The sequence below is a fragment of the Stenotrophomonas sp. PFBMAA-4 genome, from assembly GCF_030053215.1.
Classification (GTDB): Bacteria; Pseudomonadota; Gammaproteobacteria; order Xanthomonadales; family Xanthomonadaceae; genus Stenotrophomonas.
This window is the reverse complement of sequence record NZ_JASGBW010000008.1, coordinates 1-21,558: the sequence shown is the minus strand read 5'-3', so window position 1 is coordinate 21,558 and position 21,558 is coordinate 1. Positions and strand designations below refer to the sequence as shown.

Genomic DNA, 21,558 nt, shown 5'->3' with positions numbered 1-21,558 from the left:
CGCAAGCGACGTGCGGTTACTGCGGTATGAACAGAATTGAAACAGGGCCCAAGTGTTAACGGGAACTTTCCGGGTCGTCAAGACTTTGACGCAGAAAATGCAATTGCCGTGAACCAGTTCACTTTTTCGCCTATTTATTCGGCGATTTTGTTATTTACATGTGACGAAATGTCGGCGCCATGTAAATGCATGTAACTGATGGCTACGGCAGGATTTTCTGCCCATATACAGAAAAACCCGACAGTTGCCTGCCGGGTTTTCCGTACTTCATCGCACTGCAACCTGCGCGGCGGATACGTCGTCAGCCGCACCACACCCGCGCGTTGCGGAACATGCGCATCCACGGCGAGTCACCCTGCCACTCGGCCGGGGCCCAGCTCAGGTTGAGCGCGCGCGGGGTGCGTTCCGGGTGCGGCATCATGATGGTGACGCGGCCATCGGTGCTGGTCAGGCCGGTGATGCCGTCCGGCGAACCGTTCGGGTTCAGCGGGTACTGGCTGGCGACGTTGCCGTTGCCATCGACGTAGCGCAGCGCCACGCGGGCGGTCGCCTGGTCCACGGCGTTGTCGAACACGGCCTGGCCTTCGCCATGCGCCACCGCCACCTGCAGGCGCGAACCGGCCATGCCACGCAGCAGGATCGACGGCGACTCCACCACTTCCAGCAGCGCGGTACGGGCTTCGAACTGCTCGCTGGCGTTGCGGCGGAACTGCGGCCAGTGCTCGGCACCGGGGATGATGTCCTTCAGCTGGCTCATCATCTGGCAGCCGTTGCACACGCCCAGGGCGAAGCTGTCTTCGCGGGCGAAGAACGCGGCGAAGGCATCGCGCAGCGCGCTGCGCTCGAGGATCGAGGTCGCCCAGCCGCGGCCGGCACCGAGCACGTCGCCGTAGCTGAAGCCACCGCAGGCCACCAGGCCGGCGAAGTCCTGCAGCGCCACGCGGCCTTCGATCAGGTCGCTCATGTGCACGTCGAAAGCGCTGAAGCCGGCACGTTCGAAGGCGTTGGCCATTTCGATCTGGCCGTTGACGCCCTGTTCGCGCAGCACGGCCACGCGCGGGCGCGCGCCGGTGCTGATGAACGGTGCGGCCACGTCCTCGTTGAGGTCGAAGCTGAGCTTTGGCTTCAGGCCCGGCGCGTTGAAGGCGCGGGCGACGTCACGCTCGGCATCGGCATTGGCCGGGTTGTCACGGCGCTTCTGCATGGCATGGGTGACCGACCACCAGGCATCGAACAACGCTTCCCAGCGCCATTCGGCCAGGTTTTCGCCGCCCAGCGACACGCGCACCACCGGTGCAGTGGTCGGCTTGGCGATGCGCTGCGCGCATTCGATCAGTGCATGGCGCTCGACCAGGTCGGCGAAGGCCGCACGGTCTTCGCGGGCGATCTGCACCACCGCGCCCAGCTCTTCGTTGAACAGGCTGCGGAACGGATCGTCGCCCCAAGCATCGAGGGTGATGTCCAGGCCCAGGCGCGAGGTGAAGGCCATTTCGCACAGCGCGGCGAAGGCACCGCCATCGCTGCGGTCGTGGTAGGCCAGCAGCAGGCCGGCCTGGCGCGCATCACGGATCAGTTCGAAGAAGCCACGCAGGCGCTGCGGGTCATCCAGGTCCGGCGCAGCACCGGCAAACGCCGGCAGGTCGCCATGGTCGGCATGCACCTGGGCCAGGATCGAACCGCCCAGGCGCTGCTTGCCGGCACCGAGGCCGATCAGCCACAGCTCGCTGTCCACGTCGCGGTCGAGCAGCGGGGTCAGCTGCTGGCGCACGTCGGCCACCGGCGCGAACGCCGAGATGACCAGCGACACCGGCGACACGCTCTTGTGGGCTTCGCCCTGGTCGTGCCACTGCGCCTGCATCGACAGCGAGTCCTTGCCCACCGGGATGCTGATGTCCAGCTGCGGGCACAGTTCCATGCCCACCGCCTTCACCGCGTCGTACAGCAGCGCGTCTTCGCCCGGGTGGCCGGCGGCGGCCATCCAGTTCGCCGACAGCTTGATTTCATCCAGCGCGTCGACCGGCGCCGCGCACAGGTTGGTCAGCGCTTCGCCGACCGCCATGCGTGCCGAGGCGGCGGCGTCGAGCAGGGCCAGCGGGGTGCGCTCGCCCAGCGACATGGCTTCGCCCGCCACGCCGTCGAAGTCGGCCAGGGTAATGGCCACGTCGGCCACCGGCAGCTGCCACGGACCGACCATCTGTTCGCGTGCGGTCAGGCCACCGACGCTGCGGTCACCGATGGTGACCAGGAAGTTCTTCGAGGCCACGGTCGGATGCGCGAGCACGCGCAGGCCGGCTTCCTGCAGGTCCAGGCCAGCGGTCTTCAGCGCCGGCCAGCGCGGTGCCGGCGGGTGCGCGGTGTCGCGGTGCATCTTCGGCGGCTTGCCGAACAGCACGTCCATCGGCAGGTCGATCGGTCCATCGGCCGGGGTGTGGCCCGGTACGGCGCCGTAGGCCACCACCAGGTGTTCCTCGGCGGTAGCCACGCCGACGGCGGCGAACGGGCAGCGCTCGCGGGCACACAGCGCGGCGAACTCGGCCAGGCGCTCCTGGGCCACGCCCAGCACGTAGCGTTCCTGCGACTCGTTGCACCACAGCTGCATCGGCGACAGCGACGGATCATCGGTGGGCACCTTGCCCAGGTCAATGATGCCGCCGACGCTGGAGTCGTGCAGCAGTTCGGGGATGGCATTGGACAGGCCACCGGCACCAACGTCATGGAAGAACTTGATCGGGTTGTCAGTGCCCATCGCTACGCAGCGATCGATGACTTCCTGGCAGCGACGCTCCATTTCCGGGTTGTCGCGCTGCACGCTGGCGAAGTCCAGGTCCTCGGCGCTTTCACCGGAGGCGACCGAACTGGCGGCACCGCCGCCGAGGCCGATCAGCATCGCCGGGCCGCCCAGCACGATCACCGCGTCACCGGCCTGCAGCTTGATCTTGTCGACCTGGATGCGGTCGATGGCGCCGAGGCCGCCGGCCAGCATGATCGGCTTGTCGTAGGCGCGGACCAGATCGGCGCCTTCGGGCAGCTCGAAGCTGCGGAAGTAGCCGAGCAGGTTCGGGCGGCCGAACTCGTTGTTGAACGCGGCGCCGCCGAGCGGACCGTCGGTCATGATTTCCAGCGCCGGCGCCATGCGCGGGTTCAGCGCGCGCGGCGCTTCCCACGGCTGCGGCAGCTCGGGGATGCGCAGGTGCGAGACCGAGAAACCGGTCAGGCCGGCCTTGGGCTTGCCGCCGCGACCGGTCGCGCCTTCGTCGCGGATTTCGCCACCGGCACCGGTCGAGGCGCCCGGGAACGGCGCAATCGCGGTCGGGTGGTTGTGCGTTTCAACCTTGATCTGGAACGCGCTGGGCACCTGCGGTTCGCGGCGGTACTCGCCGCTGGCCGGATCGGGGCGGTAGCGCGAGGCCGGGTGGCCTTCGATCACCGCGGCATTGTCGCTGTACGCGCTGAGCGTGTGCTGCGGGGTCTGCTGGTGGGTGTTCTTGATCATCCGGAACAGCGAACGGTCCTGTTCCTGGCCGTCGATGGTCCAGCTGGCGTTGAAGATCTTGTGGCGGCAGTGCTCGGAGTTGGCCTGCGCGAACATCATCAGTTCGACGTCGGACGGCGAGCGGCCCAGCGCGGTGAAGCGTTCGCGCAGGTAGTCGATCTCATCCTGGGCCATGGCCAGGCCGAGGCGCTGGTTGGCGGCCTCCAACTGGTCCACCGGCACGCGTTCCAGTTCACCCCGGGCCGGCGTGGTGAACAGGGCCTGGCCCTGCTGCACGGTCTCCAGCACCGACTGCGTCATCGGGTCATGCAGGGCCTTGACCAGCGCCTGCTGGGCGGCGGCATCGGTCGGCCAGCCCTGCACATCGATGCGCAGTCCGCGCTCGACCCGGCTGACCGGCTGGCCGGCACCGCGGACCAGTTCGGTGGCCTTGCTGGACCAGGGCGACAGGGTGCCCAGGCGGGGCACGACGATGCGGCTGACGGCGCCGTCGGCGACGGCCTCGGCCTGCGGCTGGGCTTCCAGGATGCGGCACAGGGTGGCCACGTCGGGGGTGGCCGTGCCTTCGGGCTGGACGAAGTAGACGTGCCAGGCACCGCTGATGCGCAGGGAGGGAGCGATGGACTGCAGGCGGGATTCAAGGCGTTCGCGGCGGAACAGCGACAGGGCGGGCGCGCCCTCGAGGACCATCATGTCCGGGGAACCGTAGTTGGGAAACGGGCCCGACATTGTACCGGAACCGGGGGGAGGGTCTTTGGCCGGGCGGCGCCCGGCACCCGCAGAGGCCAAGGCAACGGCCAGGGCAGAAGCAACGGCCGGAGCAACAGCAACAGCGGGCTTCCTGGGGGATGGCGGGGTGGGTCCGGTTGCGGGGGACGCCGTAAACCCATCCATGGGGGCTTGGTCGCGGCATCCATGCCGCTCACACCCCCGCAACCGGACCCACCCCGCCTTCGACAGTTTCCCGGCGGCCAGTAGATCCACGCCATGCGTGGATGCCGCCCGGTAGTGCCGGCCGCTGGCCGGCAACGGGGAAACAGATCAAAAGCAGGAAATCAGGCATCCAGAGCGAAGCGACCGGCGTCTGCTTTTGAATTTTTCTTTTGTCTTTCGTGGCTGGCGCGCGCAGGAACCTGTCCGTGGCCGGGCGGGTGGGTTGCGCAGGGGCGCAGGCGCCATGGATGGCGCCTACGAGCTTACATGGACGTACTTGCAGCGTCCCCTGCGCAGCCCACCCGCCCGGCCAACCCACAAAATTCACAGAACGCCCCAGCCACGAGGGGGCCCCGCCGATGGCAGCCAACCGCGCGCCAGCGCCGCTCTTCGCCGGAATGCCGGAATACCCGAATCCCGGAACCATGCGCTCGCTCACGGATTGCCCGGCCAATTGATGACAACGTTGTCCCCACTTGGCCCCGGACTCTCTCCCCGGCCAGCCAGGTACCCGTCCGCCCCCACCGTCGCCCTTCCCCGGGCGATGTCCGGACCTGCGTCACGCGCGATGCCATCCGGCCCGCGCGCCACCGGAAGTCGGAGACACACCATGTACGACAAGCTTGTGCAGAGTGCCGATGTACGCAGTGCCGAACGCTCCTCCCGCTCCCTCCGCTCCCTCCGCCCGCGCCGCCTGGCCTGGCTGCTGGCCCTGGCCGCCGGGGCTGCCGCCCTGCCCGGCCTGGCCCAGGCCGCCAGCTGTGCCGGCGTGGCGCAGTGGGACCAGGCCAAGATCTACCGGGCCGGCGACACCCTGCAGAAGGGAGGGGTCCTGTACCGGGCGAACCAGGACATCTGGAACGCACCGCCGGACCATCCGGCCGGGGCGCCCTACTACACCAATCTCGGTGCCTGTGACGGCAGCGGCGCCAACCAGCCGCCGGTGGTCAGCCTGACCTCGCCCGCCAACGGCGCCACCTTCAGTGCCGGCAGCACGATCACCGTGAACGCCAATGCCAGCGACCCGGACGGCAGCGTCAGCAAGGTCGAGTTTTTCCGCGATGGCAGCTCGATCGGGGTGGACACCAGCGCGCCGTACAACGCCAGCTGGGCCAACGCCAGCGCCGGCAGCCACACCCTGCGCGCGGTGGCCACCGACAACAACAACGCCACCACCAGCACCCCCACCATCACCATCACCGTCAACGCGGCCAGCGGCGATACCACCGCACCCAGCGTGCCCGGCGGCCTGGCGGTGGGCACCCGCACTGCCAGCAGCATCGCGCTCAGCTGGAGCCCGTCCACCGACAACACCGGTGGCAGCGGCCTGGCCGGCTACGACGTGTACCGCAACGGCAGCCTGGTCGGCTCGCCGTCCAGCGCCAGCTACGTCGATGGCGGGCTGACCGCTTCGACCACCTACAGCTACCGCATCCGTGCCCGCGACAATGCCGGCAACGCGTCGGCGCAGGGCAGCGCAGTTAGTGCCACCACCCTGGCCGGCAGCGGCGGCGGCACCGGCAAGCGGGTCATCGGCTACTTCACCCAATGGGGCATCTACGGCCGCAACTACCGGGTGAAGAACATCGACAGCAGTGGTTCGGCCGCGCGCCTGACCCACATCAACTACGCCTTCGGCAACGTGCGCAACAACCGCTGCGAAGTCGGCATCACCCAGCCGTCGGACCCGAACACCGGTGCCGGTGGCGATGCGTTCGCCGATTACAGCAAGGCCTTCGCTGCCGGTGAGAGCGTCAGCGGCAGCGCCGATACCTGGGACCAGCCGCTGCGCGGCAACTGGAACCAGCTCAAGCAGCTGAAGGCCAAGTACCCGGACCTGAAGGTGCTGATCTCGCTGGGTGGCTGGACCTGGTCGCGTGGCTTCTCCAGCGCCGCACGCCCGGAAAACCGCCAGGCCTTCGTCGCCTCCTGCATCGATGCGTACATCAAGGGCAACCTGCCGGTGACCGATGGCGCCGGTGGCGCAGCCGCGGCACTGGGCGTGTTCGATGGCATCGACATCGACTGGGAGTACCCGGTGGCGTGTGGCATCGAGTGCGGCAAGCCGGAGGACAACGCCAACTTCACCGCGCTGATGGCCGAATTCCGCCGCCAGCTCGATGCGGTGCGCCCGGGCCTGCTGCTGACCGTGGCGGTGGGTGCGGGCATCGACAAGGTCCGCGTCACCGACCCGGCCGCGTACCACCCGTACCTGGACTACATCAATGTGATGACCTACGACTTCCACGGCGCGTGGGATGCGAAGACCAATCACCAGTCCGCGCTGTTCGACTCGCCCAATGATCCGTCCACGGGCGACCAGAAGCTCTACAACAGCAACGACGCCATCGAGGCCTTCATCAGCCGCGGTGTGCCGGCGGCCAAGCTCAACCTCGGCATCGGTTACTACGGCCGTGGCTGGACCGGCGTGGCCAGCGGCAACAACGGCATGTACCAGACCGCCGGCGGTGCTGCGCCGGGCACCTACGAGGCCGGCATCGAAGACTGGAAGGTGCTGAAGAACCTGGCCTGGCCCGGTTACACCGACAACACCGCCGGTGCCACGTGGATCTACAACGGCAGCACGCTGTGGAGCTTCGACACCCCGGCCAACATCACCCGCAAGATGGGCTACGTGAAAACGCAGGGCCTGGGCGGCGCGTTCGTCTGGGAGTTCAGTGGCGACGATGCACAGGGCACGCTGACCAAGGCGGTCAGTGATGGCCTGAAATGAAAAAAGCCGGGGACGCATCGCGTCCCCGGCCCTTCCTGCATGATGCATCCGCCGGGCATGGCCCGGCGCTACCCGCCCATCCACGGTAGCGCCGGGCCATGCCCGGCGGCGTTCCGATCAGCGGCTGCCACCTGCGGTGCTGGCGGCGGCGCGCTTCTCCAGCGCCGCACGCAGCTGCGCCGGCGGCAGGTAACCGCCCAGCTGGGTGCCGTCGGGGGCGAAGATCGCGGGCGTGCCGTTGACGCCCAGGCGCTGGCCCAGCGTGTACTGCATGGCCACCGGGTTGGTGCAGTTCCTGGCCGGCACGCTGCCGCCGCGCTTGGCATTGGTCAGCGCCTGGCGGCGATCGGCCGCGCACCAGACCGAGATCATGTCGGTGTAATCCTTGCTGCCCAGGCCCATGCGCGGGAAGGCCAGGTACTCGACGGTGATGCCGTTGCGGTTGAGCTCGGCGATGTCCTGGTGCAGCTTGCGGCAGTAGCCGCACTCGATATCGGTGAACACGCTGATGGTGTACTTGGCGTTGGGCGCGGCGAACACGATGCGGTCGCCATGGTTGGCCTTGGCCAGCAGCTGGCGGCGGTAGCCCAGCAGGCCTTCGCTGTTGGCCGGGGCCTTCTCGCGGGTGTCATACGGCTGCGACTGGAACAGGTAACGGCCGTCATCGGAGACGTACAGCAGCTGGCCGGAAACGACAACTTCGCGGAAGCCGGGGAACGGTGCCGCGCCGACATAATCGACTTCGAAGCCCGGGTTGAGCGCGGTCAGTGCGGCACGTACGGCCTGTTCGGGCGAACCCGCAGGCGCGGCCGGACCGGCCTTGGCAGCAGCGGCAGGTGCCTTGGCGGCCGGCGGCGCCGGCTGGGCGCAGGCGGTCAGGCTGACCGCACTGAACAATGCAGCGATGGCAAATCGGAACATGGGCAATCCGCTGGGAATCAGACCCCGGATTCTGACACAGGCCCACGTGACGGGCCGCGACCGTGCGCACGTACGGCATCCCTGCCGCCGTTGGCCGTTCAGCCGCGCGGATGGTGCCGGGCGTGCAGCTTCTGCAGGTGTTCGCGCGCGACCAGGGTGTAGATCTGGGTGGTGGACAGTGAACTGTGGCCCAGCAGCATCTGCAGCGCGCGCAGGTCGGCACCACGGTTCAACAGATGGGTGGCGAAGCTGTGGCGCAGGCCGTGCGGGCTGATCCGCGCCGGGTCGATGCCGGCCACCTGCGCATGGCGCTTGACCAGGTGCCAGAACGCCTGCCGGGTCAACGCATGCAGGCTGGGCTCGATGAACAGCGGCGTCTGCCCATCGGCCAGCGCGTGCACCTTGCCCTTGCCGACCAGCTGCGGCCGCGACTGCTGCAGGTAACGTTCCAGCCAGTGCTGCGACTCCTCGCCCAGCGGCACCAGGCGTTCCTTGCTGCCCTTGCCGGTCACCCGCAGCACGCCCTGGCGCAGGTTGACCGCGGTGGCCGGCAGCAGCACCAGCTCGCTCACGCGCAGGCCGGCGGCATACATCAGTTCCAGCATGGCGCGGTCGCGCAGCCCCAGCGGGCTGTCGATGTCCGGCGCGGCGAGCAAGGCATCGATCTGGCTTTCGGCCAGCGCCTTGGGCAGCAGGCGGGGCAGCTTGGGCGGATCCAGCAGCGCGCTGGGGTCTTCGCTGCGCTCGCCGCGGCGCACGCCATCGGCGAAGAACGCGCGCAACGCCGACAGCAGGCGCGCATTGCTGCGTGGCGACCAGCCATGGCGGGTACGCCAGGCCAGGTAATCGAACAGGCCCGGGCGCTCGATGCCGGCCAGGCCGCCATCGCGGCCATCCATCCATCGCGCCAGGCCTTCCAGGTCACGCCGGTAGCTGTCCAGGGTGGCGCGGGCCAGCCCGTTCTCGGCCCAGATCGCATCGAGGAAACGCTGGATGCGCACGCTGTCGTCGGCGCGCAGTTCCGGCAGCTGGGTGACCAGCTGGCGGCGTTCGGCAGGGGTGGAAATGACGGCCATGCGTGCAGGATACGAGGGCCACTGCGGGCGCGGCCAGCTTTGCGTATGCTCGGCGCATGTCCCAGCCCGCCACCGACACGGCCCCTGCGGCCGCCACTGGAACGCCCCGCCCGCGTGCGCTGCTGCCGTGGCGCGTGCTGGCGATGGTCTATGACGCCTTGCCGGTGCTGGCCCTGTGGATGCTGGCCGGCACGCTGTTCACCCTGGCCTACACCTTCAGTGGCCATGCCCAGCGCGAGAACATCGCGCCGTTCAGTGCCTGGCAGTGGCTGCTGTGGGCCGTGTGCTGGGCGGTGACCGGGTGGTACGCCACGGCCAGCTGGCGCCGCGGCGGGCAGACGCTGGGCATGCGGCCGTGGCGGCTGAAACTGGAATCGCGCGATGGCACGCCGCTGCGTCGCCGCCAGCTGTGGCTGCGCTTCGCGGTGGCCACGCTGTCACTGCTGCTGGGCGGGCTGGGCTTCTGGTGGGCGTGGCTGGATCGCCAGCGCCTGACCTGGCACGACCGCGCCAGCGGCACGCGCCTGGTGCGCATGCCCAAGCGCTGAGAGCATCCGCCGGGCGCGGCCCGGCGCTGCCTGCGTAGCGTCGAGCTTGCTCGACTACGGTGCACGGCCGTCGAGCAAGCTCGACGCTACGGGTCAGCCTTCCGGAAGGATCACCGCTGGCTGCGCCCACAGCTCGAAGAACTGCAACGAGAACGCCGTGGCCTTGACGTCGTCGGGCATCGGGATCTTGCCGTTCAATGCCGCGCGGGTCGTGCCGAAGTCCTGCCACAGCTTCAGGCTGGCCTTCTTCAGGCGCTTCTGCTCGCCGGCATCGCTGGCCGCGAGGTACTGCGCATACAGTTCGCGCATCGGCTTGCCCTTGGCCTCGAAGGCGGCGGGAAGTTCCGGCAGGCTGGCCGGGGTGAATTCGACCGTCGCCTCCGGCGTCTGGTAGCCCTCCGGGCCGAAGGCCGCGCGCAGATCGTCTTCGGCATCCAGGTACTCGAAGAAGCCGGGCACGTTGTAGAGCTTGGTGCGGTAATCAGACGAGGTGTCCGGGCTGTTGGACATCACCACGCTCGGCAGTTCGCCCAGCAGGCCGATATCCCAGCGGCGCGGAATGAACAGGCCGGTCGCCTTCACGTACGGGCCATCGATCACCACGTCATTCAGCTCGACCTTGGAGGCCAGGCCGCCGGAGTTGGTTTTGCTGGTGACGTACTGCTCGGTCACGATCACGTACTCGCCCAGCGTCGGGTTGATCAGGCCGCCGATGCCGCCGGCGTAGACCACCATGCGCACGGTGCCGATCTTTTCGCTCTGCAGCCGGTACTGGCCAGGCTCCAGGCTGATGGGCACGGCCGTGTGCGGCGGAATGACGTGCGCCTGTGCGTCGATGGACAGGGTGACCGGTGCGTCGGTCGGGTTGTCGATCTCGAAATCGATCGGGCGCGAACAGCCCACCAGCAACAACAGGGCGGCGACAACAGGAACCAGGCGATTGAAGAGCATGTTCATCCTTGAAGGTGTTCATCCTTGGAGTGGAGCATGCGGGCGCCGCATGCGCCCGCGTGGTGAAGAAAGGCGGCGCTACCTGCGCCGGAACAGCCAGCCGGAGACCGCCAGCATGACGATGGGCGGCAAGGCGTAGGCAATGCGGTAATCGAATTTCAGCGCACCGGCCATGCGCCCGAAGAACAACTGCAGCAGCCAGAAGCCCAGCGCGAACAGGATGCCCAGGAACAGGCGCTTGCCCATGCCGCCGCTGCGCAGCGAACCGAATGCGAACGGCACGGCGGCCAGGCACAGCGCCAGCACGTTCAGCGGGTAGAACCAGCGGCTCCAGTAGACATCCTCGAAATCACGGGCATCGAGGTTGTTGCGCTCGCGGTACTCGATGCTGGTGCGCAGCTCGGACACGCTCAGGTTGCGCGGCTTGGCGATGCCGGTCGCCAGCGCGCCCGCGTCCAGCTTGGAATCCCAGGCCTCGCGCGCGGCTTCCTCGCGGGTCGCGCCACGCTCGGCGAAGGTGTCGCGCTTGACCCCGGTCAGCACCCAGCCGTCCTTGTCGTGCTCGGCGGTGGCCGCATGGGTGAGCGAGACGATGTTGCCATCCTCGGCAATGCGGTACAGGCGCACGTCACGCAGGATCAGCCGCGTGCCCTTGTCACCGACCAGCTGCTCTTCGCCGGTGGCGGCATTGAGGAAGGTGTCACCCTCGCGCGCCCACAGGCCCGAATAGCGGGCCGTGGTCACATCGGTGCCCCACTTGGCACTCATCTTCAGCGCATCGGCACGGCTCTGGCCCCACGGGCCAATGGTCTCGGCACTGATCACCATCACGCCGGTCAGCAGCGACAGCGCGATCGCCACCGAGACGCTGAGGCGTTTGCGCGACAGGCCCAGCGCGCGAAGCGCGGTCAGCTCGGAGGTGGCAGCCAGCTGGCCCAGCCCCATCAGCGCGCCGATCACTGCGGCTGTCGGGAAGAAGGTGTAGGCACGGCGGGGCACGGTATACAGCACCCACGCCGCAGCATGGCCCAGCGAATAGCCGTTCTTGCCGATGTCCTTGAACTCACCGGAGAAGGCCATCACTACGTCCAGGCCGGTCAGCACCGCCCAGGTGAGCAGCACGGTGGTGAACACCGCACGGCCCAGGTAGACATCGAAACGCATCGGACGCAGCTTCATGCGCGGGCTCCCTTCGGGCGGGCCAGGCGGCCATCGCGCGCGTACATCCAGATGGCGAACGCCAGCAGCGGCAGGGTCAGCCACCACAGCCCCAGCGCGCCGGGAATGCGGCCGTCGGCAATCCAGCCGGCGCCGATGAAGGTCAGGTTGGTGCCCACCATGTAGGCCAGCAGGGCCAGCATCATGCGGCCGTAGCGCTGCTGGCGCGGCGAGCTGCGGCCCAGCGGCACGGTCAGCAGGGCGAAGGCCAGGGCGATCAGCGGCGGGGCGATGCGGCGGTGCAGCTGGGCCTTGGCCTCAGGCCGGTCGTCACCCAGCAGCTGCAGGGTCGGCATCAGCTCGGGGTCATCCTCGGCCTTGGCCTGGGCGCCGTCGGGCAGGGCCACGTCATTGCGGGCGAAGGTGGCCAGCCGGTAATCCAGCGCGCCGGCCAGCGGGCCTTCCACCTGGTGGCCATCGTCCAGCTCCAGGAAGCGCTGCTGCTTGCCCTCGAAGAACATGCGGCCACCGGCAGCGGACACCACTTCCAGGCGGTCATCCTTCTGCCGCTGCAGGAACACCCGGCCCAGCGTGGTGCCATCAGGCGAGATCGAGGACAGGTAGACCACCCCGCCATTGGGCAGCGGGGTGAACCGGCCCGGCTCCAGGCCGGCCATCAGCACGCTGCGGTTGGCGTCCTGGATCATCTGCTCGGCGGTGCGGCCGGCCCAGGGGCCCAGCCACAGCGAGCAGGCGCCGACCAGCAGCACCACCGGCACCACCAGCATCAGCAGCGGCCGCAGCAGGCGCTTGGGGCCAACGCCGATGGCCGTCAGCACCGCCATCTCCGAATCGCGGTAGAGGCGGCCAATGGCCAGCAGCAGGCCCAGCATCAGCGCCAGCGGCAGGATCAGCGGCATGTAGGCGATGAACTGCAGGCCCAGCTGCGAGAACAGCAGCTTGGCCGGCAGCCGTCCGTCGGCGATGTTGCCGAGGATGTCCACCAGCACGCCGCCCACGCTGACCACCAGCAGGACGATCAGAGTAGCCAGGAAACTCTGGACGAAATCGCCCAGCAGGTATCGGTCGAGCTTCAGCATGGGGCGGTGGTTTAAACTCTGGGGTTCGTTCGCGGTGCCGCCCAGTCTACTGTCTGGGCGTAAACGGCCTGCGATTGTACGGACTCGCCAATGGAATCTGCTCAATGGCCCTCGAATTCACCCTGAACCACCTCGCGCCGGCTGCCGCCAGCGTCGACTGCCTGGTCGTCGGCGCCTATGCCGACCACTCCCTGACCCCGTCCGCCCAGGCCCTGGACGCCGCCAGCGGTGGCCGCCTGGCCGCCCTGGCCCAGCGCGGCGACCTGTCCGGCAAGACCGGCGCCACCACCCTGCTGCATGACCTGCCGGGCGTCAGCGCCCCGCGCGTGCTGGTGGTCGGCCTGGGCGAAGCCGCCCGTTTCGGCGTGCCGCAGTACCTGAAGGCCGTCGGCGACGCCGTGCGCGCGCTGAAGGCCGGCGCCGCCCGCAGCGCGCTGTTCACCCTGTCCGAAGTGGCCGTCAAGGACCGCGACGCCGCCTGGGCGATCCGCCAGGCCGTGATCGCCGCCGACCACGCCGCCTACCGCTACACCGCCACCCTGGGCAAGAAGAAGGCCGACGACGCCGGCCTGGCCCAGCTGGCCATTGCCGGTGACGACGCCCAGGCCCTGGCCCAGGGCCAGGCCATCGCCGCCGGTGTCGAGTTCGCCCGCGAACTGGGCAACCTGCCGCCGAACTACTGCACCCCGGCTTACCTGGCTGAAGTGGGCGTGAAGTTCGCTGGCGAGCACGACGGCGCCGAAGCCGAGATCCTCGACGAGCACCAGATGGAAGCGCTGGGCATGGGCTCGCTGCTGGCCGTGGCCCGCGGCTCGGCCAACCGCCCGCGCCTGGTCGTGCTGAAGTGGACCGGTGCGGCCGACGCCAAGCCGTACGTGCTGGTCGGCAAGGGCATCACCTTCGATACCGGTGGCGTCAATCTGAAGACCCAGGGCGGCATCGAGGAGATGAAGTACGACATGTGCGGTGGCGCCAACGTCATCGGCACCTTCGTCGCCGCCGTGAAGGCCAGGCTGCCGCTGAACCTGGTGGTGGTCGTGCCGGCCGTGGAAAACGCCATTGACGGCAATGCCTACCGCCCGTCCGACGTGATCACCTCGATGTCGGGCAAGACCATCGAAGTGGGCAACACCGACGCCGAAGGCCGCCTGATCCTGTGCGACGCGCTGACCTACGCGCAGCGTTTCGAGCCGCAGGCCCTGGTCGACGTGGCCACCCTGACCGGCGCCTGCATGGTGGCCCTGGGTCACCAGACCGCCGGCCTGATGAGCAAGCACGACGACCTGGCCAACGAACTGCTGGCCGCCGGCGAGCACGTGTTCGACCGCGCCTGGCGCCTGCCGCTGTGGGATGAGTACCAGCCGATGCTGGATTCGAGCTTCGCCGACGTCTACAACATCGGCGGCCGCTGGGCCGGCGCCATCACCGCCGGCTGCTTCCTGTCGCGCTTTGCCGAAGGCCAGCGCTGGGCCCACCTGGACATCGCCGGCGTGGCCAGCGATGAAGGCAAGCGTGGCATGGCCACCGGCCGCCCGGTCGGCCTGCTGAGCCAGTGGCTGCTGGACCAGGTCGCCCGCGCCTGATGCCGTACCTGCCCCTGGCCGGCGCCTGCCGGCCGGGGCATCCTCCGGCCTGCCCGCCCGGCATGCCGGGCCCCTGCCCGACCCGGACCCTGCCATGCCCCGCGCTGATTTCTACCTGATCGCCAAGCCCCGTTTCCTGACCGAGCCGCTGCGCCTGGTCTGCGAACTGGCGCGCAAGGCCAACGATGCCGGGCTGCCCGCCCTGGTGCTGGCCCGCGACCAGGCCCAGGCCGAAGAGCTGGACGAACTGCTCTGGTCGTTCGACGAGGATGCCTACATCCCGCACCAGATCGTCGGCGAGGACGTGGACGAGGAAGAGGCCGTGGTGCTCATTTCCATCCCCGGGGACGAGGCGCCGATGCGCCCGCTGGTGATCAACCTGCGCGACGAACCCTGGCTGGGCCAGTGCGAACGCGTGCTGGAAGTGGTGCCGGCCGACCCCGAAGCGCGCGAACCGCTGCGCGAACGCTGGCGCCAGTACAAGACCGCCGGCTACGACCTGAACAAGCACGACATGTGAGCGCGGCGTGGCCCCCTTGATGGGCCGCTCCGCTGCCCTGATCCTTCAACGATTACCTCCTGGTTCCCCCGCATGACCCAACTCGCCTCCAGCTACGACCCGAAGTCCTTCGAGACCGACCTCTACGAGGCCTGGGAGAAGGCCGGCCACTTCAAGCCGTCCGGCAAGGGCGAGCCCTACACCATCCTGCTGCCGCCGCCGAACGTGACCGGCACCCTGCACATGGGCCATGCCTTCCAGCAGACCCTGATGGATGCACTGGTGCGCTACCACCGCATGCGCGGCTACGACACGCTGTGGCAGGTGGGTACCGACCATGCCGGCATCGCCACCGAAATGGTGGTCAGCCGCAACCTGGCGCTGGAAGGCAAGGGCGAGACCCGCGATTCGCTGGGCCGCGAAGGCTTCATCGGCAAGGTCTGGGAGTGGAAGCAGCAGTCCGGTGACATCATCGAGCGGCAGATGCGCCGCCTGGGCACCTCGGCCGACTGGTCGCGCAGCACCTTCACCATGGACCCGCAGCCGTCCGAAGCGGTGATCGAGGCCTTCGTGCGCTGGCACGAACAGGGCCTGATCTACCGCGGCCAGCGCCTGGTCAACTGGGATCCGGTGCTGAAGACCGCGATCTCGGACCTGGAAGTGGAGAGCGCCGAGGAAGACGGCTTCCTGTGGTCGATCGCCTACACGCTGGATGAAGGCCTGAGCTACGAGCACGTGGAGCGCGATGCCGACGGCGTGGAAACCCTGCGCGAAACCCGCGATTACCTGGTCGTGGCCACCACCCGCCCGGAAACCCTGCTGGGCGATACCGCGGTGATGGTGCACCCGGAAGACGAGCGCTACGCGCACCTGATCGGCAAGAGCGTGGTGCTGCCGCTGACCGGCCGCCGCGTGCCGGTGATCGCCGACGACTATGTCGACCGCGCGTTCGGCACCGGCGTGGTCAAGGTCACCCCGGCGCACGATTTCAACGATTACCAGGTGGGCGTGCGCCACAGCCTGCCGATGATCAACCTGTTCACCCCGGTGGCGGCGCTGAATGAGAACGCGCCCGAACGCTTCCAGGGCATGGACCGCTACGAAGCGCGCAAGGCCGTGCTGGGCGAACTGGAAGACCTGGGCGTGCTGGTCGAAACCAAGGCGCACAAGCTGCAGGTGCCGCGCGGCGACCGTACCGGCCAGGTGATCGAGCCCTACCTGACCGACCAATGGTTCGTGAAGATGGACGAACTGGCGCGTCGTGGCCTGGAGCTGGTCGAGAACGGCAGCATCGCCTTCGTGCCGCCGAACTGGATCAACACCTATCGCCACTGGATGAACAACATCCAGGATTGGTGCATCAGCCGCCAGCTGTGGTGGGGCCACCGCATTCCGGCCTGGTTCGATGCCGCCACCGGCAGCTGCTACGTCGGCCGCAGCGAAGATGAAGTGCGCGCCAAGCACAACCTGGGCAGCGACGTGGTGCTGAGCCAGGAAAGCGACGTGCTGGAAACCTGGTTCTCCTCGCAGATCTGGCCGTTCTCCACCCTGGGCTGGCCGAACGCGCAGGCCATGGCCGAGCGTGGCTTCGACCGCTACCTGCCGTCGTCGGTGCTGGTCACCGGCTTCGACATCATCTTCTTCTGGGTGGCCCGCATGATCATGGCCACCGACAACCTGACCGGGAAGATCCCGTTCAAGGACGTCTACTTCACCGGCCTGATCCGCGATGGCCAGGGCCAGAAGATGTCCAAGAGCAAGGGCAACGTGCTCGACCCGCTGGACATCATCGACGGCATCGCCATCGACGACCTGGTGGCCAAGCGCACCGGCGGCCTGATGCAGCCGAAGATGGTGGAGAAGATCGAGAAGGCCACGCGCAAGGAATTCCCGGACGGCATCGCCGCCCACGGTGCCGACGCGCTGCGCTTCACCATCGCCGCGCTGGCCACCCACGGCCGCGACATCAAGTTCGACATGAACCGCGCCGAGGGCTACAAGAACTTCTGCAACAAGCTGTGGAACGCCAGCCGCTTCACCCTGATGAACACCGAGGGTGCGGCGTTCAATGGCGTGCCGAGCCCGCGCACCGATGCCGAGCGCTGGATCCTGGCACGCCTGGCCGCGGTCTCCGCCGAGGCGCAGGGCCATTACGCCAACTACCGCTTCGACCTGCTGGCGCAGTGCCTGTACGAGTTTGCCTGGAACGAGTTCTGCGACTGGTTCCTGGAACTGAGCAAGCCGGCCCTGAACGGTGCTGACGCCGCCGATGCCGACAGCACCCGCCACACCCTGCTGTACGTGCTGGAAGCGCTGCTGCGCCTGCTGCACCCGCTCACCCCGTTCATCACCGAACAGCTGTGGCAGCAGCTGGCCCCGCGCCTGGGCCTGGCCGAAACCACCCTGTCGCTGCGCCCGTACCCGACCGCCGAAGAATTCGCCGGTGATTTCGCCCAGGCCGAGGCCGACGTGGAATGGCTGAAGGCCGTGATCAGTGCCGTGCGCCGCGTGCGCAGTGAACTGAACGTGGCCCCGTCCAAGCTGGTGCCGCTGCGCCTGCAGGCCGGCCTGGAGCTGGACCGCGTGCGCATCGAACGCTTCAGCGCTTCGCTGTCGTTCCTGCTGAAGCTGGACAGCATCCAGTGGCTGGCCGAAGGCGAAAGCGCGCCGCCGGCCGCCGCCGCGATCGTCGGCGAGCTGAAGCTGCTGGTGCCGCTGGAAGGCCTGGTGGATCTGGATGCCGAGCGCGCGCGCCTGGACAAGGAGATCAAGCGCGTGGAAAGCGAGAAGGAAAAGAGCGAGGCCAAGCTGGCCAAGTTCACCGACAAGGTGCCGCCGGCCGTGGTCGAGCAGGAGCGCGTGCGCCTGGTCGACTGGAACACCCAGCTGGCCGGCCTGCAGGAACAGCGCGCGAAGCTGTAACGGACGGGGCATCCCGCCGGGCATGGCCCGGCGCTACCTCGATTGGAAACGCCGGGCACTGCCCGGCGTTTCCATTTCTGCCCCATGGCATCATCGGGCGATGCCGCTTTCCATCTTCCTGCTGGTCCTCGCCGCTGCTGCCCTGCATGCCAGCTGGAACGCGATCGTCAAGCGCGGGCCAGACAAGTTCCTCGGCACCGTGCTGGTCACCGGCAGCGCTGCACTGCTGTCGGCTGCCGCCCTGCCCTTCCTGCCCGTCCCTGCGGCGGACAGCTGGCCGTGGCTGGCCGCGTCGGTGCTGCTGCAGGTGACCTACTACGGCCTGGTCGCACGCTGCTACCAGCAGGTGGACATGAGCCTGGCCTACCCGCTGATGCGTGGCTGCGCGCCGATCCTGGTCGCGCTGGCCGGCAGCCTGTTCGGCCAGTCGCTGCCCGCGGTCGCGTGGCTGGGCGTGGTGCTGGTCAGTACCGGCATCCTGTGCATGGCGCTGGGCGCGCGTGGCGGCCAGCTCGGCCTGCCGCTGCTGACGGCGATGATGATCGCCACCTACACGCTGGTCGATGCGCACGGCGCACGCCAGTCGGGCAGCGCGCTGGGCTACACACTGTGGCTGTTCCTGCTGTCGGGTATTCCACTGCCGCTGTGGGCGCTCTACACGCGGCGTGGTGCGGTGCTGGCGTATGCGCGCCAGCATTGGCCGCTGGGCCTGGCCGGTGGCGTCGGCACCACCGCATCCTATGCAATGGCGCTGTGGGCGATGACCCAGGTACCGGTGGCGATGGTATCGGCGCTGCGCGAATCGTCGATCCTGTTCGCCCTGCTGATCTCGGTGTTCGTGCTGCGCGAGCGCGTGCCGCGCGTACGCTGGCTGGCGGCGGGATTGATCGTCGGCGGCGTACTGGCGCTGCGGATGGCGTAAACCATCCATCGGTAGCGCCGGGCCATGCCCGGCGAGCGCAGCGGCAACCAACGCCCGTTACAGCGGCGGCATCGTCTGCAGGTCGTCGTTGACCAGCTCGATCGCCATCACCAGCGCATCCTCGCGGCCGTTGGCGGCCGGGTAGTAGCGCGGGCGGCGCCCGATCTCGTTGAACCCTTCGCTGTGGTACAGCGCCAGCGCCGAGGTGTTGGACGGACGCACTTCGAGGAACACGCGCTGCGCGCCCCGGTCACCGGCGAGGCGCACCAGCGCGCGCATCAGTTGCCGGCCCAGGCCATGCGACTGCTCCAGCGGATCGATGCAGATGTTCAGCACGTGGGCTTCGTCGGCGGCGAGGCTCAGCACGCCATAACCGATCAGCAGGCCATCACGCTCCATGGCCAGGCCCGGGTAGCCGGCACGCAGGCAGTCCAGGAAAATGCCGCGCGTCCACGGATACGGGTAGCCACGCACTTCGATGGCCATCACCGCATTGAGGTCGCTTTCGCGCAGGGCGCGCATCGACACCGGGCCCGGCCGGGCGACCGCACTCATGGCGCGCCCCGCTTGCGCAGCGCGCGCAGCTGCGGCCACAGCGCGCGCTTGGCTGCCGGGTCGCGACGCAGCTGTTCCAGTGGCCAACTGTCCATCAGGGCCTGCGTGGCCGGATCATTCGGGTTGCAGCCCGAGGCCCGCAGCAGCGCGATCTGCAGTCGATCAGGCAGGCGCACCGACGGCTGCCGCGCGTTGCCGCTGGGCTGCGGCCGCGAGGCGGCCGGCGCGGTATCGGGCGCAGCCACCGGCGTGGTCCGCGACGGCGGCGCCCCACGCTCGTGCTGCACCGGTGCACGTTCTGCCGGCGCGTCGGCCTGGCGTGGCGGTTGCCGCGGCGCTTCGCTGCGCACCGGCGCTGACGCCGCTTCGGCCTCGGCCACGCTCAACTGCAGGGCCGCGTCCAGCTCGGCGGCCAGCTGGCCGTCGTGGTAGACGGTATAGCCCATGGCCTGCAGCCAGGCCTGCTGGGCCGGGGACCACAACACGGGCAGGTCCTGGCTCACGCCGCCTCTGGCTTCTTGCGCAGGCGCTGCAGGGCCCACATCACCGGGCCGGACAGCGCGTAAAGGATGCCCACCACGAACAGCACCCGTGGCAGGTCGATGACTGCGATGGCGATGGCGATCGGCACCAGCGCCAGCACCAGGAACGGTACACGGTCGGAACGGGTGCCCTTGGCGGCACCGCCCTTGAAGCTCCAGAAGCGGATGCGGCTGACCATCAGCAGGGCCGCGACCACGGTGACGGCCAGCGCGACGAAGCGCAGCTCGTTGCCGTTCCAGCCCAGGCTGCCATCAGCGAAGGCCCAGACGAAGGACATCATCAGCCCGGCCGCGGCCGGACTGGCCAGGCCGACGAACCAGCGCTTGTCGACCACGGCCACCTGGGTGTTGAAGCGGGCCAGGCGCAGCGCCGCGCAGGCGGCATACAGGAAGGCCACCGCCCAGCCGAGACGGCCGAGCAGTTCGCCGTCGTACTTCAGCTCGGACAGCGACCAGTGGTACATCACCAGCGCCGGGGCCATGCCGAAGCTGACGAGGTCTGCCAGCGAGTCGTACTGCACGCCGAACTCGCTGCTGGTGCCGGTGAGGCGGGCAACGCGGCCATCCAGGCCATCCATCACCGCCGCCACGAACACCGCGATGCTGGCATTGACGAAATCGCCATTGGCCGCCGCGATGATGGCGTAGAAGCCGGAGAACAGCCCGGCGGTGGTGAACAGGTTGGGCAGCAGGTAAATCGTGCGCGAACGCGGCGGCGGTGTGATCGGGTCCATGGAATCCAGTTTAATCGACTTGCCAGCGGTCGGCGGCAATGCTGCAATCGGCGTTCTACGCCCATTCCGCGGAGTTTGCCATGCGTGCCTTGTCCTGCCTGGGATGCCTGCTGCTGTTGGCCAGTGCCAATGCGGTGGCCGGGCCCGTCTACAAGTGGAAGGATGCCAAGGGCGTGACCCAGTATTCGGAGACGCCGCCGGCCGGGGCGAAATACGAAACCCGGGAGCAGGCCCGCGGCACGCAGCCGGCCGCACCGGCCGCCGCCGAGGCCGCGCCGGTACCGGAGCAATGCAGCACTGCCCGGGCCAATGTGACCCTGCTGGCGGGCACCGGTCCGGTGATGCAGGACACCGACGGGGATGGCAAGGCCGATACCGCGTTGACGCCGGAGCAGCGCAGCGCGCAGAAGGGCTTGGCCGAAGCGGCCATCAAGGCCTACTGCCCGCCGGAGGGTTAAGGGGTTCGGCAGGGCTTGCAGCCCTGCACCTGCTCAATGCAAAGCCAGAGCAACAGCGGGCATTCCGTGGGATGGCGGGGTCACGCGGCGGTTGGTGGGTGCCGACCGTTGGTCGGCACATCTGTCAGATATCGAATAAATCATCCACGCATGGCGTGGATCTACTGCCGGACGCCGTTCCAGTAGATCCACGCCATGCGTGGATGAATCTGTCAGATATCGAATTCCACATTGGGTGCCGACCAACGGTCGGCACCCACCATCAGCAGCAGGTTCCAACAGATCGCGGGAAACTGTCGAAGGCGGGGTGGGTCCGGTTGAGGGGGCGTGAGCGGCATGGATGCCGCGACCGAGCCTTATCTGATTGGAATCTGGCAGCGTAGGTGTCGAGAGCCGGCGTGGGCCGCCGTATGAGCCTGGATCTCGACG

General features: G+C 68.5%; 16 protein-coding genes. 7 read left to right on the top strand and 9 right to left on the bottom strand.

The window, feature by feature from the left end; translation table 11 throughout:
• Nucleotides 1–301: 301 nt before the first annotated feature.
• Nucleotides 302–4,186 (bottom strand): phosphoribosylformylglycinamidine synthase, encoded by a 3,885-nt coding sequence (purL, locus tag QMZ26_RS07205; protein ID WP_283221028.1) that lies wholly within the window; start codon nucleotides 4,184–4,186, stop codon nucleotides 302–304.
• 850 nt (nucleotides 4,187–5,036) lie between these two features.
• Between purL and QMZ26_RS07200 the strand changes: the two genes are divergently transcribed.
• Nucleotides 5,037–7,160, top strand: coding sequence for a glycosyl hydrolase family 18 protein (locus QMZ26_RS07200; RefSeq protein WP_283221027.1), 2,124 nt, complete (start codon nucleotides 5,037–5,039; stop codon nucleotides 7,158–7,160).
• Nucleotides 7,161–7,277: 117 nt separating this feature from the next.
• On the opposite strand, the gene QMZ26_RS07195 is transcribed toward QMZ26_RS07200, so the two are convergent.
• Together QMZ26_RS07195 and xerD are read right to left on the bottom strand one after the other, a co-directional pair.
• Nucleotides 7,278–8,081: a DsbC family protein gene (locus QMZ26_RS07195; protein WP_079220577.1), complete on the bottom strand. Its 804-nt coding sequence runs from the start codon at nucleotides 8,079–8,081 to the stop codon at nucleotides 7,278–7,280.
• A 98-nt stretch (nucleotides 8,082–8,179) separates the two neighbouring features.
• On the bottom strand, nucleotides 8,180–9,157 hold the full coding sequence (gene xerD, locus QMZ26_RS07190; protein WP_283221026.1) for a site-specific tyrosine recombinase XerD: 978 nt from the start codon (nucleotides 9,155–9,157) through the stop codon (nucleotides 8,180–8,182).
• Between the two features lie 56 nt (nucleotides 9,158–9,213).
• On the opposite strand from xerD, the gene QMZ26_RS07185 reads away from it, so the two are divergent.
• Nucleotides 9,214–9,705, top strand: a complete 492-nt coding sequence (locus QMZ26_RS07185) for an RDD family protein (protein WP_079220575.1) — start codon at nucleotides 9,214–9,216, stop codon at nucleotides 9,703–9,705.
• A 93-nt stretch (nucleotides 9,706–9,798) separates the two neighbouring features.
• Here the strand turns inward: QMZ26_RS07185 and QMZ26_RS07180 are convergent, their stop codons facing one another.
• The 3 genes from QMZ26_RS07180 to lptF all read right to left on the bottom strand — a co-directional run bounded on the left by QMZ26_RS07180 (nucleotide 9,799) and on the right by lptF (nucleotide 12,914).
• Nucleotides 9,799–10,656 carry a hypothetical protein gene (locus QMZ26_RS07180; RefSeq protein ID WP_283221025.1) on the bottom strand — a complete coding sequence of 286 codons (858 nt, stop codon included), beginning with the start codon at nucleotides 10,654–10,656 and terminating at the stop codon, nucleotides 9,799–9,801.
• Between the two features lie 78 nt (nucleotides 10,657–10,734).
• Entirely contained in the window at nucleotides 10,735–11,835 is a 1,101-nt protein-coding gene (gene lptG, locus QMZ26_RS07175; protein WP_079220574.1) for an LPS export ABC transporter permease LptG, read from the bottom strand.
• Nucleotides 11,832–12,914, bottom strand: a complete 1,083-nt coding sequence (lptF, locus tag QMZ26_RS07170) for an LPS export ABC transporter permease LptF (protein ID WP_079220573.1) — start codon at nucleotides 12,912–12,914, stop codon at nucleotides 11,832–11,834. Before lptF ends, lptG begins: the two co-directional genes overlap by 4 nt.
• 104 nt (nucleotides 12,915–13,018) lie before the next feature.
• On the opposite strand from lptF, the gene QMZ26_RS07165 reads away from it, so the two are divergent.
• The 4 genes from QMZ26_RS07165 to QMZ26_RS07150 all read left to right on the top strand — a co-directional run bounded on the left by QMZ26_RS07165 (nucleotide 13,019) and on the right by QMZ26_RS07150 (nucleotide 18,840).
• Nucleotides 13,019–14,497, top strand: a complete 1,479-nt coding sequence (locus QMZ26_RS07165) for a leucyl aminopeptidase (RefSeq protein WP_283221024.1) — start codon at nucleotides 13,019–13,021, stop codon at nucleotides 14,495–14,497.
• Nucleotides 14,498–14,591: 94 nt separating this feature from the next.
• Nucleotides 14,592–15,017 carry a DNA polymerase III subunit chi gene (locus QMZ26_RS07160; RefSeq protein ID WP_108745936.1) on the top strand — a complete coding sequence of 142 codons (426 nt, stop codon included), beginning with the start codon at nucleotides 14,592–14,594 and terminating at the stop codon, nucleotides 15,015–15,017.
• A gap of 72 nt (nucleotides 15,018–15,089) precedes the next feature.
• On the top strand, nucleotides 15,090–17,918 hold the full coding sequence (locus QMZ26_RS07155; RefSeq protein WP_283221023.1) for a valine--tRNA ligase: 2,829 nt from the start codon (nucleotides 15,090–15,092) through the stop codon (nucleotides 17,916–17,918).
• A 100-nt stretch (nucleotides 17,919–18,018) separates the two neighbouring features.
• Complete coding sequence (locus QMZ26_RS07150; RefSeq protein WP_079220569.1) at nucleotides 18,019–18,840, top strand: EamA family transporter; 822 nt, start codon at nucleotides 18,019–18,021, stop codon at nucleotides 18,838–18,840.
• 57 nt (nucleotides 18,841–18,897) lie between these two features.
• On the opposite strand, the gene rimI is transcribed toward QMZ26_RS07150, so the two are convergent.
• From rimI to pssA, 3 genes are read right to left on the bottom strand one after another with little or no spacing between them, the layout of a single operon-like run.
• The gene (gene rimI / locus QMZ26_RS07145; RefSeq protein WP_079220568.1) at nucleotides 18,898–19,395 is read right to left on the bottom strand and encodes a ribosomal protein S18-alanine N-acetyltransferase; all 498 of its coding nucleotides are present in this window, start codon (nucleotides 19,393–19,395) and stop codon (nucleotides 18,898–18,900) included.
• Nucleotides 19,392–19,841: a hypothetical protein gene (locus tag QMZ26_RS07140; protein ID WP_283221086.1), complete on the bottom strand. Its 450-nt coding sequence runs from the start codon at nucleotides 19,839–19,841 to the stop codon at nucleotides 19,392–19,394. Before QMZ26_RS07140 ends, rimI begins: the two co-directional genes overlap by 4 nt.
• A gap of 53 nt (nucleotides 19,842–19,894) precedes the next feature.
• Entirely contained in the window at nucleotides 19,895–20,671 is a 777-nt protein-coding gene (gene pssA, locus QMZ26_RS07135) for a CDP-diacylglycerol--serine O-phosphatidyltransferase (RefSeq protein WP_079220566.1), read from the bottom strand.
• Nucleotides 20,672–20,751: 80 nt separating this feature from the next.
• Here pssA and QMZ26_RS07130 point away from each other — a divergent pair, with 80 nt between their 5' ends.
• The gene (locus tag QMZ26_RS07130) at nucleotides 20,752–21,129 is read left to right on the top strand and encodes a DUF4124 domain-containing protein (RefSeq protein WP_079225082.1); all 378 of its coding nucleotides are present in this window, start codon (nucleotides 20,752–20,754) and stop codon (nucleotides 21,127–21,129) included.
• Nucleotides 21,130–21,558: the final 429 nt, after the last annotated feature.

Coding starts and splice junctions, on each gene's coding strand:
- purL (WP_283221028.1), bottom strand. CDS start 4,186: ATGATGGTCCTCGAGGGCGCGCCCGCCCTGTCGCTGTTCCGCCGCGAA.
- QMZ26_RS07200 (WP_283221027.1), top strand. CDS start 5,037: ATGTACGACAAGCTTGTGCAGAGTGCCGATGTACGCAGTGCCGAACGC.
- QMZ26_RS07195 (WP_079220577.1), bottom strand. CDS start 8,081: ATGTTCCGATTTGCCATCGCTGCATTGTTCAGTGCGGTCAGCCTGACC.
- xerD (WP_283221026.1), bottom strand. CDS start 9,157: ATGGCCGTCATTTCCACCCCTGCCGAACGCCGCCAGCTGGTCACCCAG.
- QMZ26_RS07185 (WP_079220575.1), top strand. CDS start 9,214: ATGTCCCAGCCCGCCACCGACACGGCCCCTGCGGCCGCCACTGGAACG.
- QMZ26_RS07180 (WP_283221025.1), bottom strand. CDS start 10,656: ATGCTCTTCAATCGCCTGGTTCCTGTTGTCGCCGCCCTGTTGTTGCTG.
- lptG (WP_079220574.1), bottom strand. CDS start 11,835: ATGAAGCTGCGTCCGATGCGTTTCGATGTCTACCTGGGCCGTGCGGTG.
- lptF (WP_079220573.1), bottom strand. CDS start 12,914: ATGCTGAAGCTCGACCGATACCTGCTGGGCGATTTCGTCCAGAGTTTC.
- QMZ26_RS07165 (WP_283221024.1), top strand. CDS start 13,019: ATGGCCCTCGAATTCACCCTGAACCACCTCGCGCCGGCTGCCGCCAGC.
- QMZ26_RS07160 (WP_108745936.1), top strand. CDS start 14,592: ATGCCCCGCGCTGATTTCTACCTGATCGCCAAGCCCCGTTTCCTGACC.
- QMZ26_RS07155 (WP_283221023.1), top strand. CDS start 15,090: ATGACCCAACTCGCCTCCAGCTACGACCCGAAGTCCTTCGAGACCGAC.
- QMZ26_RS07150 (WP_079220569.1), top strand. CDS start 18,019: ATGCCGCTTTCCATCTTCCTGCTGGTCCTCGCCGCTGCTGCCCTGCAT.
- rimI (WP_079220568.1), bottom strand. CDS start 19,395: ATGAGTGCGGTCGCCCGGCCGGGCCCGGTGTCGATGCGCGCCCTGCGC.
- QMZ26_RS07140 (WP_283221086.1), bottom strand. CDS start 19,841: ATGGGCTATACCGTCTACCACGACGGCCAGCTGGCCGCCGAGCTGGAC.
- pssA (WP_079220566.1), bottom strand. CDS start 20,671: ATGGACCCGATCACACCGCCGCCGCGTTCGCGCACGATTTACCTGCTG.
- QMZ26_RS07130 (WP_079225082.1), top strand. CDS start 20,752: ATGCGTGCCTTGTCCTGCCTGGGATGCCTGCTGCTGTTGGCCAGTGCC.